Source organism: Sphingobium sp. OAS761 (assembly GCF_024168485.1).
In the GTDB taxonomy this organism is placed as follows: Bacteria; Pseudomonadota; Alphaproteobacteria; order Sphingomonadales; family Sphingomonadaceae; genus Sphingobium.
The window spans coordinates 251129-265917 of sequence record NZ_JALJVY010000003.1; the positions used below are offsets into that span (position 1 = coordinate 251129).

The window sequence follows — 14789 nt, forward strand, 5'->3', positions numbered from 1 at the left end:
CCCCATAGAGCAAGGGCCGCGCCAGACCAAGAGGCTGCGCGGAAGCAGGACGCTTTGTCCACCCACCGCCGCCCGTCACTTGACGCCCGTCATCGGGTCAGGCCGAGCGCCCTTGCGATGTCGTCCCATGCGACCAGCTTGAAATTCTGGGCAGCCGCGCCGTTATGGCCGTCCTGCGCGATGAACAGGCCGCCGGGATAGGCCGGCCCGAAATCGCCCAGCGCCACTTCGATGCCGTCTGTTTCCTCCGCCCCGCCTACCGGCCCGTCGATCACGCGAAATCGGCCGACATAGGCGTCGTCGGACAGGCGATAGACGACATAGGCATTGTCGCCCTGGCTGGACACCAGAACATAGCCGTCCCTGTCGCCGACGGGCGCGATGGCGACACCTTCGGCATCGGCGACCAGGTTCCGGCCATCGGCCGCCGCGATCTTCGCGGGCGTCGTCGCGCCGTCGACGCGCGCGTCGAACCGCCACAGCCCGACATCCTCCTCCGCAACATAGAGAATATGCGTGCGGTCATCGACGGCGCAGCCTTCGGCTTGCGTGCCCAGCTTCATCGTGCGGACGATGCGTCCCGCGGGCGTGGCGCCCGATGCGTCGACCAGCACCTGATTGATGGTGCCATCCTTCAGAACCAGGAAGGCCGACAGACCCGCCGCGTCACGGCCAAGGCACATGCCGTAAGCCTCGCCCGCGCCGCCGTCGACCTTGCCCAGCGCGGTGAGTTTTGCTGTGGCCGGATCAAGACGGAACAGCGCGACCTGTGCGCGGGTGACGTCGCTGCGATCGGACGCGACGACCAGGATGCCGGGCGTGCCGTCGATGGTGACGCCGTCCTTCAAGTCGACATTGTTGACTCGGCCAGCGTCCAGAAAATCGCGCGTCCTGCCATCCAGTCCGTACACGTAGAGGCCGGCCTTCTTATCGGTGCCCACGATCAGGCTTTGCGCCGGATCGGCCGCGTTGTGCCAGATCGCCGGATCGTCGGCAGCATCGGCGTTGGCCGTGCCTACCGGCGCGGTTTCGCCCCGGGCCGTGACGTTCACCGCCGGCGCCGCATTGGCAATGCGAACCGAAACCGGCGCCTCGACCTCGCCGGCGGCACAGGCAACCAGCGCCTGCGCAAGGAAAGCAGGAAAAAACAATGAAGAGACGGAAATGCGCATGGCATCCTCCCTGAAATGAGCCTGCCGGCCGCGCGGTACGCAGCCGGCAGGGAAAGAAGGGCAATAACGGATCAGAAGTTGGCCGACAGGCCGAATTTCACCGTCCAGTTATATTCCTCATATTGGAGCAGGCGACGCGACCCGCCATAATTCTGGTAGGCGAAATATTTGGCGTTGTTGACGTTCACCCAGTCGGCGAACAAACGGACGCCGGGCAGGATCTTGTACTTGGCCGACAGGTCGAGCTGGAAATGATTGTCGACGTAGCGGTCGGTATCGGGACCATCGCCCAATTCGTCCAGATATTTGCTGCGATAGGTGCCCGCCGCGCGCAGCGAGACCGGTCCCTTTTCGTAGCCGAGCACCGCGTTGAACGTATGCTTGGACGCATTGGGCAGGCCGATCTTGCGGGTATAGGCGTTGTCGTCGTCATCATAGCTGGTGATGCGGCCGGTGGCGTCGGTGTATGTGTAGTTCAGATTGGCCAGCAGCCCGTCGAGCGGCGCGGGCAGGAAGCTGAACACCTGACTATAGGACAGTTCGACGCCCTTCACCTTGGCGGTGTCGCCATTCACGAAATATTTCGCTTCGCTGTAAGCGATCCCATTGTAGCTGCCGTCGCTGAAGTCGCGGATCTCGGCGGTATAATCCTTGATCGATTTCCAGAAGACGCCGGCGGAAAGGGCGCCGTTGCCGTTGAAATACCATTCCGCCGACGCGTCGAAGTTCCACGCGCTGTAGGGTTTCAGGTCGGGGTTGCCGAACTCTGCGGCATAATCCTCATCCAGGATGAAGCGCGGCGCCAGTTGCGACAGCTTGGGACGAACCAGGCTCTTGTATCCGGCCGCGCGAAGCACAAGACCGCGGCTGGGCTCGAACCGGGCGGTCAGGCTCGGCAGCCAGTCGGTGTAGTTTTTCGTGAAGACATTCGGGGTGGAAACGACGCCGGTGGCTTCCCCTTCATCGTCCAGCGCATATTCGGTCAGGTTCCCGCGCAATTCGTTGCGGGTCTGTTCGACGCGAACGCCGCCGATGATACGGATGGCTTCGCTGTCCCATCGACCCAGCAGGTAGCTGGCAAGGATATCTTCCCGCGCGCTGTAATCCTGCGCGGAAGATTCATACGCGCTGGTGATCGGGTCCAGTTCGAACGCGCCGGGATTGGCATAGAAATAATCGGTCGCCGCGCCCTTGGCCGGTACCGGGCCCAGATTGGCGAGACGATAGGTCTGGTCGCCAAGCACGTCGGCCAGATCCAGATCGCTGTCGCCATAATAGGCCATGTTAAAATCATAGCTTTTCTTGCGCCAGCGCGCCTTCATCCCCGCCTGCACAGTGAAGATACCGCTATCCGCGGCAAATGCGCGCGAAATGTCGCCCTTCAACGCATATTCGCGGTCGCGCGAATCCGACAACAGGGTTTGTTCGACGCGATTGAAGCCATATTCGCCCGGGTCGTTGAACAGGTCCGCGCCGCTGGTCACTTCAAAGGTCGGGACCCGTCGGTTGGCATAGTTGAAATTGACGTCGACACCGTCGCCGTCGAACCGGGCGCGCCAGCGGATGGGGTCGATCGACCCCGCTTCCTTTTCGGTCGATTCCGACCAACTGCCCGAATAGGTGAGCTTCCACGGTCCCGTTTCGGTGGTGCCGCCCAGCACGACCGATTTGATGCGCTGCCGCTCGAACCGGTCCTTGAGATCGCGGCGCACTTCGATGCGGCCATCCTGATCGGTGAAAAAGGCGCTGTCCGCATCGCCAGAGGCCGGCTCTTCGTCCAGCACGAAGGTCAGCCGGCGGCGATATTCATGATCGTCAAACTGGTTATAGACCCCGCGCGCGTAAAGCTTGGTGGTGTCGCTCGGCATCCAGTCGAAATTCAGCGTCGCGCCGATCCGCTTGCGGGTGACGTCATAGTCGCGATATTCCATCGTTTCGGCGTAAACGATGCCGTCATCGCTGGTGGTCCAGTCCGCACCCTCGATATTGTCGGTCTCGAATTTGCGCTTGTAATAGCTCAAGCCGCCCGAGACGCCGAAGCGATCGGTCAGCCGGGTGGAAAAATCGACGCTGGCCTTGGGCGTGACGGTGTCGGCATAGTTGTTGTAGCTGCCCTCCAGCTTGACCGAATACAGGTCTTTCTTGCGGTCGAAGGCGCTGGTGGTGTTGATCTCTATGGACGCACCGATGGTGTCCGCGTCCATGTCCGGCGTCAGCGACTTCTTGACCTCGATCGATTCGATCAGTTCGGACGGGACGACGTCCAGAGCGACCGATCGGACGTCGCTTTCGGGCGCGGGCAGGCGCGCGCCGTTGACCGACGCGGCATTGAGTTCGGGGTCAAGGCCGCGGACCGACACGAAGCGGCCCTCACCCTGGTCGTTCATGATGTTGATGCCGGGCAGGCGCCGCAGCGATTCAGCGACATTCTGATCAGGAAACTGGCCGATGGCGTCGCGGGTCAGAACGCTTTCGACGCCGTCGGCGGCGCGTTGGCGGGACAGGGCCGACGCCTGGTTGGCGACCTGGCCGACGACTATGATGGACGCATCGATGTCCGACCCGATGCGGATGTCGGCATCGACATCGCCCGCCGCGGGCACGACGACCGTGGTCCGCACGGGATCAGCGCCGACATAGCGCGCCTCGATCGTGTATGTGCCCGGCGCCACCTCGGGGAAGCGGTAGGCGCCGTCACGGCCGGCCTCCGCCACGCGGCCCAGTTCGACGATGGTCAGCTGGGTTGATTGCAGCGCACGGGTTCCGGTGCCGTCCGATACGGTGCCACTAATGGTGCCGGCGACCGCTGCGACCGGGGCCACGAGCGCGAATATGACGGCGGCGCGGCTGACGCCACGGAAAAGATGGTTCATGATAGGGCTCCCCTTGTGTTGGGGAGCCCTGTGGCTGGTCCGCCTTACAGCACCGTTGCGAAGCCATGCATTTTAAGTGACATCGACATTACAGTTGGATGACGATGCGTCGCAGCAACGGCGCCTTCGACGCCGCGCCTTGCCTCAGGCGAGGGGCGTGCTGGCCCAGTGCCGCAGACGCGCATAGAGGGCCGCGATGACGCCCGCAAAAAGGACCACCGCCAGCGGAACCGCCCAGGCGTTCTCCGCTATCAGTGCCAGCGGCGCGTCGCTGTCCGTGCTGGCGACGATCCCGGCAAAGGCGACACCGAACAGGCTTTCGCCGACGATGAAGCCAGTCGCCATCAACACCCCCATGCGCTCGGCAAATTCGGGATTGGCCTGACGCGCGGCCCAGCGGTTGTAGACATGGCCTATGATCGCCCCGACGGGGATCAGCAGGGTCAGCGCCATGGGCAGATAGATGCCCATGCCCACAGCCAGGGGCGGCAGGCGCAGCCGACCCGCTTTGCCCAGCAGTTCGTCGATGATGACGACGACGACACCGATGCCCGCACCGATACTGATCAGCCCCCAGTCGAGGTCCCCGCCGAGCACGCCCTTGGCCAAGGCCGAAATCAGCGCCGCCTGCGGCGCGGGCAGCGCATTTGGCCCTGCGCCTTCCGCCCCGGCAAAGCCGAATGCGCTGTTGAGCAGGTCGAGCACCGGCGGGATGACAAGCGCGCCGAACAGGACGCCCAGCACCAGTGCAAGCTGCTGCTTCCAGGGCGTGGCGCCGACCAGCTGGCCGGTCTTGAGATCCTGAAGATTGTCGTTGGAAATGGTTGCAATGCCGAACACGATGGCGGTGGTGAACAGGGCATAGGCGATCAGCGCCTGGGTCTGTGCCGGATCGGCATGGCCCGAACCATATATCGCCGCGAGCATCAGCGAAGCGCCGAGCACGGCGAGGATTCCGACCCCCGAAATCGGGCTGTTGGACGCACCGATCAGGCCCGCCATATAGCCGCAGACCGAAGCAATCACGATACCCGCCACCAGAACATAGGCCAGCGTCAGGCCGATGACCGGCACCGGATTGGCGGCGATCGGTCCGCCCTGTGCAAAGACCCAGAGTAATATGCCGATCGGCACGAGCGCCCCGACGATCGTCCCGGCAACGATTCCGATCGGCAAATCCCGCTCGGTAATATCCAGCAATGCGGCATTGCCCGCCTTGCGCTGCGCATTGGCGGCCAGCGCCGAACGGATGCCGCTAACGATCGGCCCCAGAATCTTGAGAAGCGTCCAGATCGCGGCGACGCCGATCGTGCCAGCACCGATGAACCGGGCCTTCGTGCGGAAGGCGGTGCCCACGATGTCGGCCAGCTCCGCTCCCGCCGGCAGCGGGGAGGTGAGGAACGGAACTAGACCGACCCAACTGATCAGCAGGCCGATGAACATGGCGACGCCGACGGACAGGCCGACCAGATGGCCGACACCGATCAGCGCCATCGAAAAGCTGGTCGACACCGATGTCGCGCCGCTGCCGAAACGAAAGAAGGTCGCGGCTTCCTCGGCGAGGATGCGGGTCTTGGCGATGATCGAAAAGCCGGCTGCCGACAGCGCCGATGCAACGATGGCGGCCAGCCCGCGCTTGTTTTCTTCCAGCCCCTCACGCGATCCGGCGCCGACCTTGAGCACTTCTGCAGCGGCGACCCCTTCAGGATAGGGCAGGTCGGACCCGGTAACGAGCGCGCGGCGCAGCGGAACCGAATACATGACGCCCAATATACCGCCCACGGCGATGGTGAAGGCGCTCAGCCAATAGGGGAAACCCTGCCACCACCCGATGATGACCAGGCCCGGCAGCACGAAGATGATCGCCGACAGCGTGCCCGCCGCCGACGCGATGGTCTGGACGATATTGTTTTCAAGGATGGTGCCGGTCGCGAACAGGCGCAGCACGGCCATGGAAATGACGGCCGCAGGAATCGAGGTGGCGAAGGTGAGGCCGATCTTCAGGCCCAGATAGACGTTCGCCGCGGTAAAGATCAACGTGATCAATCCGCCCAATATGACGCCGCGCAGCGTCAGTTCGGCCATTCCTCTGCCGTGCGCCTGTTCCGTCGTCACATCCTGTCCCCTTGGTTATGGCACCGTCCTCAAACCACAAGTAATAATGTTGCTTGGGCGTGGATCAATCGGAAAGTGATACGGATGCGCGGCGGCGACGCACGTTCAAGGCGCTGAACCAGGGCGGATGCGGCGCGATACCCCCGATACGGCACCGCTGCGAAGCCCACGGGTCAGTGGCGGTGCAGCGGGCGCAGGCGATACCGGCCGTCGGAATAGGCGCCGAACATACCGGTGATCGCGGGATGATTGACCGGTTCGTCGCTGTCGTCCGTTTCCAGATTCTGCTGGCTTACATAGGCGACATAACTGGATTCGCCATTTTCGGCGAGCAGGTGGTAAAAAGGCTGCTGCTTGTCGGGCCGCGCATGTTCCGGAATGGCCTCATACCATTCGTCGCTGTTCGCGAAGACCGGATCGATGTCGAAAACCACCCCCCGAAAGCCGAACATGCGGTGCTTGACCACGTCGCCGATGTTGAACCGGGCATGGACGATCGGGGGAGCGGTGACGCCGGCGCCGAAAATCTGAAGCGTTTCTCTCATATCTCCAATTTAGGGGCGTTGCGGCCGCTTACAAGAAAAATGCGGCTGGCCGCTTGGCAAGCCCCGCCGCATTCGCTAATGGCCGCCGCTCGACCGGAAAGCGGGGCGCCAGCGGTGTCGCGCGGACCTTCTGCGGAGAGGTGGCAGAGTGGTCGAATGCGCCGCACTCGAAATGCGGTTTACGGGTGACCGTAACGTGGGTTCGAATCCCACCCTCTCCGCCATCTTAAAATTTCCGGTTTTCGTAGCCTCTAACATACTGAAAACCGGAGATGTTTTCGGGGTTCGAAATCCTCGATTCCGGGCATAGACAAGACGGCCGGCGAAGACCAGTTTCAGCACGGTTTGACGCTCTTCGAGTCGACCATTTCTCCAAAGATTTGAAGGCTTTGTTACGAACTGCATGGCGAGTTCGAACATTTCATCGAAGGGTCTGGTCGGCTGAGCGGATTTGCCCTGTCTTTCGATCAGCACCAGCTTCTCGCGTTCGAGTGCGTCGATGCGCTTTTCATAGGCGGCGATCACCGATTCATTGCTGGCCGATACGATGCGATCCAGCAGGCGCGCAACTTCCTCATCAGCCTTGGAGATGGCCCGCTGTAACCCTTGCGCGCTGTATTGCGCCTGAGCGCGCTGCAACTCCCATGCATCCTTGAACATCGCCGTGACCACCTTCACCAGCGAAGGCGACGGCTCCAACTCATCGAGCAGTTCGACGAAGCGGCCTTCGATCTCATCGCGGCGAATGGATTTGCGATAGCTGCCGCAGTCCCGGTTGAAGCACATATAATAGCCATGCCGCTTGCCGGTCTTGCTGCGCGACCAGTTGGCGGTCAGCGGGTGCTCGCAGTCATCGCACTGGACGCAGCCGCGCAGCGGAAAGTCAGCACTGATATTCGCACGGGCTGGCGCATAGGCGCGGCCATTCAAGCGCTCCTGTATCTTCTCGAAGGTCTCGAAATCGACCAAGCCTTCATGCTTGCCCTTGCGAAGCGATATGCCCCAATCAGGGCGCTCGACCATGCCCGCGTAGATCACCCGGCTGAAAATGCGATTGACCGCTTGGATGGTAACATGGCCATTGCCGCCCTTGGGAAAGTCGGGTTGGCTTTCGAAGAAGCGGGCGACCTCGGCCTGGGTCTGGAAACGCCCATTCGCATAGCCTTCCATCCCTTCTGCGATGATGGACGCGAAAGGTTCATCGCGCACCAGAAGCTTGCCGTGACCATCGATAAGTTCATAGCGATAGCCCATGCAGGCGATGAAGGGCCAATAGCCCTGCCGTATTCGCGCCTCCATGCGATTGCGCGTCTGTTCGGCATTTTTGCGGCGCTGCTCGCTTGCAAAGGCGGCTTCAACCACCTCCATGAAATCATCTTCGGGATCGTCGCCATAATCACGGCTGGGCGATTCCAGATGGCCGCCCGCCGAGGCAATCGCCGCGCGCAATGCGAAATGGGTTTTAACGCCGCGCGCCAGGCGCGAAATGTCGTCGATAATGACGTGGATACCATCCTTGCGGTGCTGGCGCACATAGGCTAGCAGTGCTTTCATGCCGGGGCGTTCCGCGAGACTTCCGGATACGGCCTTGTCCTCGAACGTACGCACGACCTGATAGCCCTTCAAACGGGCATATTCAGAGCAACGCGTCGCCTGACTTTCCGCGCCATGGCCTTTCTGCACCTGCGCCACCGAGGACACACGCACATAGATGACGGCTTTCTTTTCGTTCGCGCTGGCTGTCATGACTCCCTCATATCGCGTGTGCCGCTAGCGGCCACGCCGTCAAAATGCCCCGTGAGCATGGGAAAGGACGATGATAGCATATCCCGCGACTCGCCCGTGCATTCGTCGGTATGACCGGCAGCTTTTCCACAGCCGATTTCATGCCGTCCGCGCGCGCTCTGTGCCTGCTGAACCGGATGAACGCCCCAGCCGATCTGGGCAAATGACAGGATCATGGACCACAGTGCATTCAGCAGCGCCATCTTGTCGTCGTCGCTGATCGTATCGTCTTCGAACAAGGGCGCATAGATCGACAGATCGATCTCCACCCTTGGCCTTGCCTCTTGTGTCGTCAGGTCGGTGCCGGACATGTTTGCCTCCTTATGGCGTTCCCGCTTTCCTCGCCCGACCTCCTCTCAAATCGAACAGAACAAAAGAGGAACATTAAGCCATAGATCTACAATTGTAGTCAAGGAATATTTTCCTGTTCAGCGGTCGCGGTCGCGCCGATTACCTTGCTCGCGACCCTGGGAACGACCTTCGCGAAAGGCTTCCCGGCGCTGATCGCGGTCTGGCCCTTGTCCGCGTTCTTCGCGGCGCAATTCCTGCGTCCGTTCATAGCTTTTACGGGCAAGCTCGGAGACACGCAGCAGGTCAGGGCCGGAGAAGCTGTGCGTATCGCGCAGCTCGCCATCCTTGTCCTTATAGGTGCGGCTCAGGGTGGCGGAATAATAAGCTCCGTTCTCGGACTCGTTACGCCAGATGCTGGATTTCAAATTTCCATCCCGCAGCGTTTCGCGCGGGCCGTTGCTTTCGCTGTCCATGTCATAGTCTCCTTTCCGTTTGCTCATATGCCGCGAGACTTGGCGCGCGCGGCGCGCCGTTCTTCGTTCCATTGCTGTTCGAAAGCCGCACTGTCTGATCCAAGCGCCAATTCCGGCGATGGACGCAGCACGGGCCGCGCCTGCTGGCGCTTCACCATGAAAGACTCGCGCCGCGCGGCCCGGTCTGAATTGTCATGCACGCTGGCCTCGAATGCTGGGCGCGAGGAGCCTGCCCGCTCGTAGAGCGGATTGTCGGCACGCAGGTCGGGACGTTCATGCGCGAAGGACGCGCGGGTTGGAGGTGTTGTTCTATCTGTCATCATTCCCACCATTTGAGAGGTTCGATATAAGTCCACATGCCGTCCGCAAATTGCGGCAGATCGGCATATTCGGGAGGAACCGGCTCGCGGATCACGCGCTTCCAGGCATGGCCGAAGCGTGTCTTGACGCGCACCCTGTCGAGCGGCGGATAATAGGGATTGGGATGGAATTTCCCTGCCATGAACCGCTGTTCGTAATAAATTTTTCGATCCGCTTCGATTGGATGGAGCAAGCCATCGGCGAAGATGATTTGCTTGCCGGGGGCCATTTGGAGAATCTCAGCAGGCGTGCGAAGCTGTCTTCGCATTTTCGAGCGCATGCCCGCCATTTCGGAATGATGGGCATAATCCATTATGGCTCCGAAACTGTCCGCGCCATCCAACATCCGCTTCATGGCCTGGTCTGCGGCGTGGCGCGACCGCGCCTGTTCCTTCTCATCGTCATAGAACAGAGTCTGCATGCCGAGCATGTTCGATAGCGTGGTCGCGGTCTTCTCGTCGCGGACCGCGAAGTAGCAGCGGACAGGCGCGCTTGCCGTGATGATCGCTTCACCGTTCGGGATCAGGGTATCCAATTGCTTGCTGCTCTGAATCACGCCGACCGGGCGTATACCCATCCCGGCATCGACCGTGTAAAGATCGGCGGCGAGAGCAAAGCCCTTGGAATCCCCGTTCGCGAGGACGGCCATTTCATCGAGCAGCCAGGTTTGCCGGGGTGCCTGCGGTGCGCGGGACTTGTAGATTTTGGCGGCCACGAAATGGCCTTTGAGGGCCGGGTTCCATGGCCCTACATGCCCCGGCTGCACCATCAAACTTATGACGTAGCGAATGTGGGGATCAGTGGTCTGTTCATAGGAGAAGTCAAAGGGAGGTGATACCGCGTCGAGCAGCAAAGGGTCGCTGTAACAGGCAAATGCCTTGAAAAGTTCACCCAATATGCCCTGATAGCCTCCGCTGCTGTCATTGCGCGCGTTAGCGATTTCTTCCTCGATCCTTGCGGATATCGGATAGCCCGCCTCCTGCATCTCGAAGGCGAAGTCGAGCCATTCTTCCCCGCCTTTGGGTATGAGATACATGGCATCGAGAATGTGACGAATTTCAAGCTGGCCATGGATACGAACGCAGGTGAGAATGAGACCTTCCAGGAACTCACGAGCACGCTGCTCGAAAAATGCGCCGTTGGCCGAGCCTGACGCTGATATCATGTTCCGGCAGAACAGCTTGCAGTCGGCGACCAGCGTCGGGCTGTCGGATCGAAGATAGTCCACGATATTGATGCGATGATGCTTGCGCCCATGCATTCCGGTCGGGTTCCAGTTGATGCGATGCTTGCGACGGGTCATTGACCTTCCCCGAGGCAGGTCATTTCACCCTTGATGTCCAACTGGACGACATTGTGATCTTCACAGCCCACGCCACAAGCCGCGAACGCCAGCCATGTCTGCATCTTGCCGCCGCGCCCGCCCGCGCACAGGATCACGCCGCCCAGTCCCGAATGCCACAAAGGTCGATCATCCAGAAAGCCGATCAGCAGAGCGTCAGGCGTTCTCGTAAAATATCCGGCGGCGGCGATTTCATCCTCGTCGGCCCAGTCGGCGGAGCCATGAGGATATAGGGTATTGATATCGTCCATGACATTTGTCTCCTGTAACCAGAGAGGTCAGCGACCGAATAGCTTGCGGGAAATTTTCATCAGCCCGACATGAACGGTCATCGCCATGATCATGACAGAAAGGCCGAACGAGCCGACCGCGCTCCCAATGACCCAGAGGAACCAGAAGAAGCCTGACCATGCCTCGCCATATTTTTCTGCGGCGTAGCTGAGTACAAACCCTTGGGTGAACTCGAACAGCAACGGTCCCATGAAGAAGGCCAGAAGGCCGCCAGCGGCATATTCGAAAAGATCGCCGCCGCGCTTGAATGCGCTCTTGCCCGAAGAACTCGAAGTGCTGGTATCGTGCATGACAATCCTCCTTTCAAAAGCCCGAGGAGATGGAAACGTCGCTTGCGCCAGCGGCGAGGAGCCACGAGCGAACGGCCGATGACAGGGTGGCGATCTCTTGAGAGGTCAACTGGCGCTGTCCTTCCCCGGTGAGGCCCGCGCCGAAAATGCGCGCGCGGCACCCTTTGAGGGGCGTGCCTAGCGGCGCTGGCAGTTGCGCTTTACCCGAAACGAGGCTGCGCCAGTCCGAGAATTCCGGCTCTTCCACCAGAAGATCTGTTGCGGCGATCAGTGCGCCTCGCCCGTCCGGTCCACAATCGAACCCGCCATTGCTCAGCAGGAAGAGGATATTGCTTTCATTCTGGGCCTGTTCGGGATGATCGCCCATCGCCATGATACGCCGATAGACCTCATTCGCGACCGCGAGCGGACGGTGTTGGCGATCAAGGAGCATGATTTGGGGTAGAACCAGTTCGGTGCGCCGACGACCGATGAAGTAGAGTTTCACCTTATCGCCAAGCTGCATGTCGCTGGCGAGCATCTCCGCCCGCATTTTGCGGGCAACACGCTCGCGCAGCATCGCATTTGTGCGAATGCCGAAACTGCCGCTGTCATCGATGGCGAGGACATGTTGCGCGGGACGCATTGGCCTGATGTCAGGCTTGTCATCGCACGCAGCGAGCATGAGGCAGCCCAACCCAATAAGGCGGTGCAGGCTCATTTCGTTTTCCCCTTGGCAGGAGACAGCGCGGCGCGGATGCGCGAATAGATGGCGGATGGCTCTGAGCTCTCTTCCAACCGCTCGATTTTCTTCCGCAGAACGTCGCGGTCGTAGGACAACGCCTCCTCCGTCAATGGGTCAGGAATGAGATTTGGCTTGGGAGCACCATATAGGTCGAGTTGTGTCAGCAGTTTGTGACCCGCAGCAATGGAACCGGCGCACAGCGCCGAGACGCGGCGAGCGGTGATGAGGTCGATATCGGCGAGATCGCGCCGAACTGCCTCAAGTTCATTCTGGCGCGATACCAACGCGGCGGTGTCAGCGAGATGTTCGCGTTCCAGCCGGGCGGCATCAGCCCGCAAAGACAATGACTTTGATAGCTGGCCGAACAGTTCCCTGATCCGGCCCAGCGAATGATGCGAGCCCACCCACGCGAGCAAACCCGCACTGCCGAACACCAGCGCCAGGCCCAGCGAACCGAAGAAGCCAATACCTCCGGTGTCGGTGACATCGAAATTGGCTGCCGACGCACTGTCATACAACGAGCGGAAGATCGCATTACCGACAAAGGCCGCCGATCCCGCAAGAAAGCAGCCAATGGCAACGCGGCTGGCTTTGCGTATCAGCGATTTGGTTCGCTCGCCGGCATCCTGAAATGACCACGCACCGCCGATGATCGCGGTGAAGCATACCAGTGCAAGAATGCCGTTCGACATCGCTTGTGTGGGCGACCCCAGAACCGGCTCCAAGGCGATGTTGAGCGCGCTGTGGAAAAGCACGATCTCGATCGCTACGACAATGCCTGCACTTGTCATATGAGCTACAAGCTTGATTGCATTTGGAACGACAGCACCCGCTTCGCGGCGCGTCTGGACAATGCGCGCCGTTATGGTGCGCGCAGCTGGCGTGGTGGCATTGCCCGCCAGCAGCGTCCCATCGTCCAGCCCGGCAGTGTCGAGAACTCTGACATAGCCCCACAGTCGGGCGGGCTCGGCTCGGACAACTTCCTGGCGCAGGTCCATGCGTGCCAGCAAAGCCTCCGTCTGTTCCAGCAGTCCTCTTTCGCGGTTGGTCAGGCCGTCCCACAGATGACCGCGCAACTCCAGGATCAGCCCCATAGGCGTGGCCACGAAGCTGCGGCCCCCCTCGCGGATAGCGGCTTCGGCTGCGCTCGCCAGCGCGGCATTTTCTAAGGCAAAAGCGTCCTCACGACCGGAAGCAGCCATGCTGTTCCGGTCCCCAAATGGATAGGCCATGACATTGAACTCCTCCGGTGCGAATCACCGATAAAGGAGCTATGCCATAGGTGGCTGACACCATCAAGAAAAAGTGTAAGCCACCTATGGCTGTTGGGAGGGTTCTACATCCGTGTCGGCTTCGAGATCATATTGGGCATCAATCGCAGCTAGCACGACGCTAGCCAGCCAAGTGGCCTTCGGAACGCCTTGCGCTAGCGCAAGGCGCTCAAGCTTATCTAGAGCATCAGGAGGCAGCCGGAAATTTACAAGCTTGGTTTTACGATTGACCTCGGCGCGATGGCCCTTGCTCGGATCAGGTAATTCCGCAGCTTTACGATATATCCTTCTGTGGTCTTCTCGCTTCTTCAGCTTAAATCCATGTCTCCCAAGGAGATCCTCTACTTCCTTAATTGTTACAATTTTCTCAGCTGGATCAGCGGGTTCTGATCCACCCTTGTCGAGTACGCGCCTCAATTCGGCCGAGGTCGCTGCCTCCTCCAACGCAAGGCCGTGCTTCTCAAGCATGCCTTCGATATCCTTCAGTGTAACATGAACCGGCAGAATATTACCAGTTTTCTGAAGCTTATCCGCCATTTGCACCATACTTCCACAATCTGCGAGCGGCTCACTCTCCAGCGCCCGTCTGGGAGAACTCTGCCCACCTGCTCTGGGATCAGGGGGTGGTTTAGCATCTCCTGCCCTAAATGCTAACGCTACATCATTCTGCGCAAATGCAGGCTCTCGAAGACGAATCCGGTCAGACCAAGGGATTTATCGAGGTGTTCAATCGGATTTGTCGATCTATAAGGTCATGCCATTGGAAAGGCCAGACGGGGAAGGTGGCTATGCCCGAGTTCAGAATCATCCAGTTTCACTCGACGGAGCGAGGCATGCTCAATGTCCTTGCCGATGACATCTTGGACAATCATGCCGAGTTCGTGAATGCGCTGGCTGATTTCAAGCTGCTGGAAGGGCGCGCTACTTTTCTCGGCTCTGGCGAATCCGAAATCGAGCGTATAACCCTGAAAATAAGCTACAAAGAGCTTGATAAAGAGAAGATGGAAGAGATCGAGCAAATACTCGAAATCGCAAGGGGGTTCTCATCCATATCAGTAACTTTGCACGATGAATGATCCACATTATGTTCTCTTCTAAAATTGAGATAATTCTTAGAAGTGAGAGCATGATAACTGCTACGACAACCGGAACTGAAAAGACAATAATATAGTCATAAATTGAATTTAAATCACGGTTAAATAATATATCCCATGCCAAGATTGGTCCAGCCGATAATATTAATGAACATAGGTCGAA

14 protein-coding genes, 1 tRNA gene and 1 pseudogene are annotated in these 14789 nt (G+C 59.9%); 2 read left to right on the forward strand and 14 right to left on the reverse strand.

Annotated features, from left to right (window positions below):
- Nucleotides 1-89 precede the first annotated feature (89 nt).
- The 4 genes from J3E64_RS05705 to hspQ all read right to left on the reverse strand — a co-directional run bounded on the left by J3E64_RS05705 (nucleotide 90) and on the right by hspQ (nucleotide 6705).
- Nucleotides 90-1172: a phytase gene (locus J3E64_RS05705; protein ID WP_253340785.1), complete on the reverse strand. Its 1083-nt coding sequence runs from the start codon at nucleotides 1170-1172 to the stop codon at nucleotides 90-92.
- A gap of 71 nt (nucleotides 1173-1243) precedes the next feature.
- Entirely contained in the window at nucleotides 1244-4045 is a 2802-nt protein-coding gene (locus J3E64_RS05710; RefSeq protein WP_253340786.1) for a TonB-dependent receptor, read from the reverse strand.
- A 144-nt stretch (nucleotides 4046-4189) separates the two neighbouring features.
- Entirely contained in the window at nucleotides 4190-6130 is a 1941-nt protein-coding gene (locus J3E64_RS05715; protein ID WP_253341021.1) for an OPT family oligopeptide transporter, read from the reverse strand.
- A gap of 203 nt (nucleotides 6131-6333) precedes the next feature.
- Nucleotides 6334-6705 (reverse strand): heat shock protein HspQ, encoded by a 372-nt coding sequence (gene hspQ, locus J3E64_RS05720; protein ID WP_253340788.1) that lies wholly within the window; start codon nucleotides 6703-6705, stop codon nucleotides 6334-6336.
- A gap of 134 nt (nucleotides 6706-6839) precedes the next feature.
- Between hspQ and J3E64_RS05725 the strand changes: the two genes are divergently transcribed.
- A tRNA-Ser gene (locus tag J3E64_RS05725) sits at nucleotides 6840-6929 on the forward strand.
- Between the two features lie 541 nt (nucleotides 6930-7470).
- Here the strand turns inward: J3E64_RS05725 and J3E64_RS20790 are convergent.
- From J3E64_RS20790 to J3E64_RS05775, 10 genes and pseudogenes are all read right to left on the reverse strand, one after another.
- Nucleotides 7471-8451, reverse strand: a pseudogene (locus tag J3E64_RS20790) (recombinase family protein); the annotation flags it as partial.
- Nucleotides 8448-8801, reverse strand: coding sequence for a hypothetical protein (locus tag J3E64_RS05735; protein ID WP_253340793.1), 354 nt, complete (start codon nucleotides 8799-8801; stop codon nucleotides 8448-8450). The gene J3E64_RS05735 and the pseudogene J3E64_RS20790, both read right to left, overlap by 4 nt.
- Before the next feature lie 117 nt (nucleotides 8802-8918).
- Nucleotides 8919-9254 (reverse strand): hypothetical protein, encoded by a 336-nt coding sequence (locus J3E64_RS05740; protein WP_253340795.1) that lies wholly within the window; start codon nucleotides 9252-9254, stop codon nucleotides 8919-8921.
- A gap of 23 nt (nucleotides 9255-9277) precedes the next feature.
- Nucleotides 9278-9574: a hypothetical protein gene (locus J3E64_RS05745; protein WP_253340797.1), complete on the reverse strand. Its 297-nt coding sequence runs from the start codon at nucleotides 9572-9574 to the stop codon at nucleotides 9278-9280.
- A complete protein-coding gene (locus J3E64_RS05750; protein ID WP_253340798.1) occupies nucleotides 9574-10917 on the reverse strand; it encodes a type IV secretory system conjugative DNA transfer family protein in 1344 nt (447 codons plus the stop codon). Before J3E64_RS05750 ends, J3E64_RS05745 begins: the two co-directional genes overlap by 1 nt.
- Complete coding sequence (locus tag J3E64_RS05755) at nucleotides 10914-11207, reverse strand: hypothetical protein (protein WP_253340800.1); 294 nt, start codon at nucleotides 11205-11207, stop codon at nucleotides 10914-10916. The genes J3E64_RS05750 and J3E64_RS05755 overlap by 4 nt, the downstream gene beginning before the upstream one ends.
- A 27-nt stretch (nucleotides 11208-11234) precedes the next feature.
- Entirely contained in the window at nucleotides 11235-11537 is a 303-nt protein-coding gene (locus J3E64_RS05760) for a hypothetical protein (RefSeq protein ID WP_253340802.1), read from the reverse strand.
- 13 nt (nucleotides 11538-11550) lie between these two features.
- On the reverse strand, nucleotides 11551-12237 hold the full coding sequence (locus J3E64_RS05765; RefSeq protein WP_253340804.1) for a hypothetical protein: 687 nt from the start codon (nucleotides 12235-12237) through the stop codon (nucleotides 11551-11553).
- Nucleotides 12234-13493, reverse strand: a complete 1260-nt coding sequence (locus tag J3E64_RS05770; protein ID WP_253340806.1) for a hypothetical protein — start codon at nucleotides 13491-13493, stop codon at nucleotides 12234-12236. The genes J3E64_RS05765 and J3E64_RS05770 overlap by 4 nt, the downstream gene beginning before the upstream one ends.
- An 84-nt stretch (nucleotides 13494-13577) precedes the next feature.
- The gene (locus J3E64_RS05775) at nucleotides 13578-14069 is read right to left on the reverse strand and encodes a hypothetical protein (protein ID WP_253340808.1); all 492 of its coding nucleotides are present in this window, start codon (nucleotides 14067-14069) and stop codon (nucleotides 13578-13580) included.
- A 296-nt stretch (nucleotides 14070-14365) separates the two neighbouring features.
- On the opposite strand from J3E64_RS05775, the gene J3E64_RS05780 reads away from it, so the two are divergent.
- Nucleotides 14366-14608, forward strand: coding sequence for a hypothetical protein (locus J3E64_RS05780; RefSeq protein ID WP_253340810.1), 243 nt, complete (start codon nucleotides 14366-14368; stop codon nucleotides 14606-14608).
- Nucleotides 14609-14789: the final 181 nt, after the last annotated feature.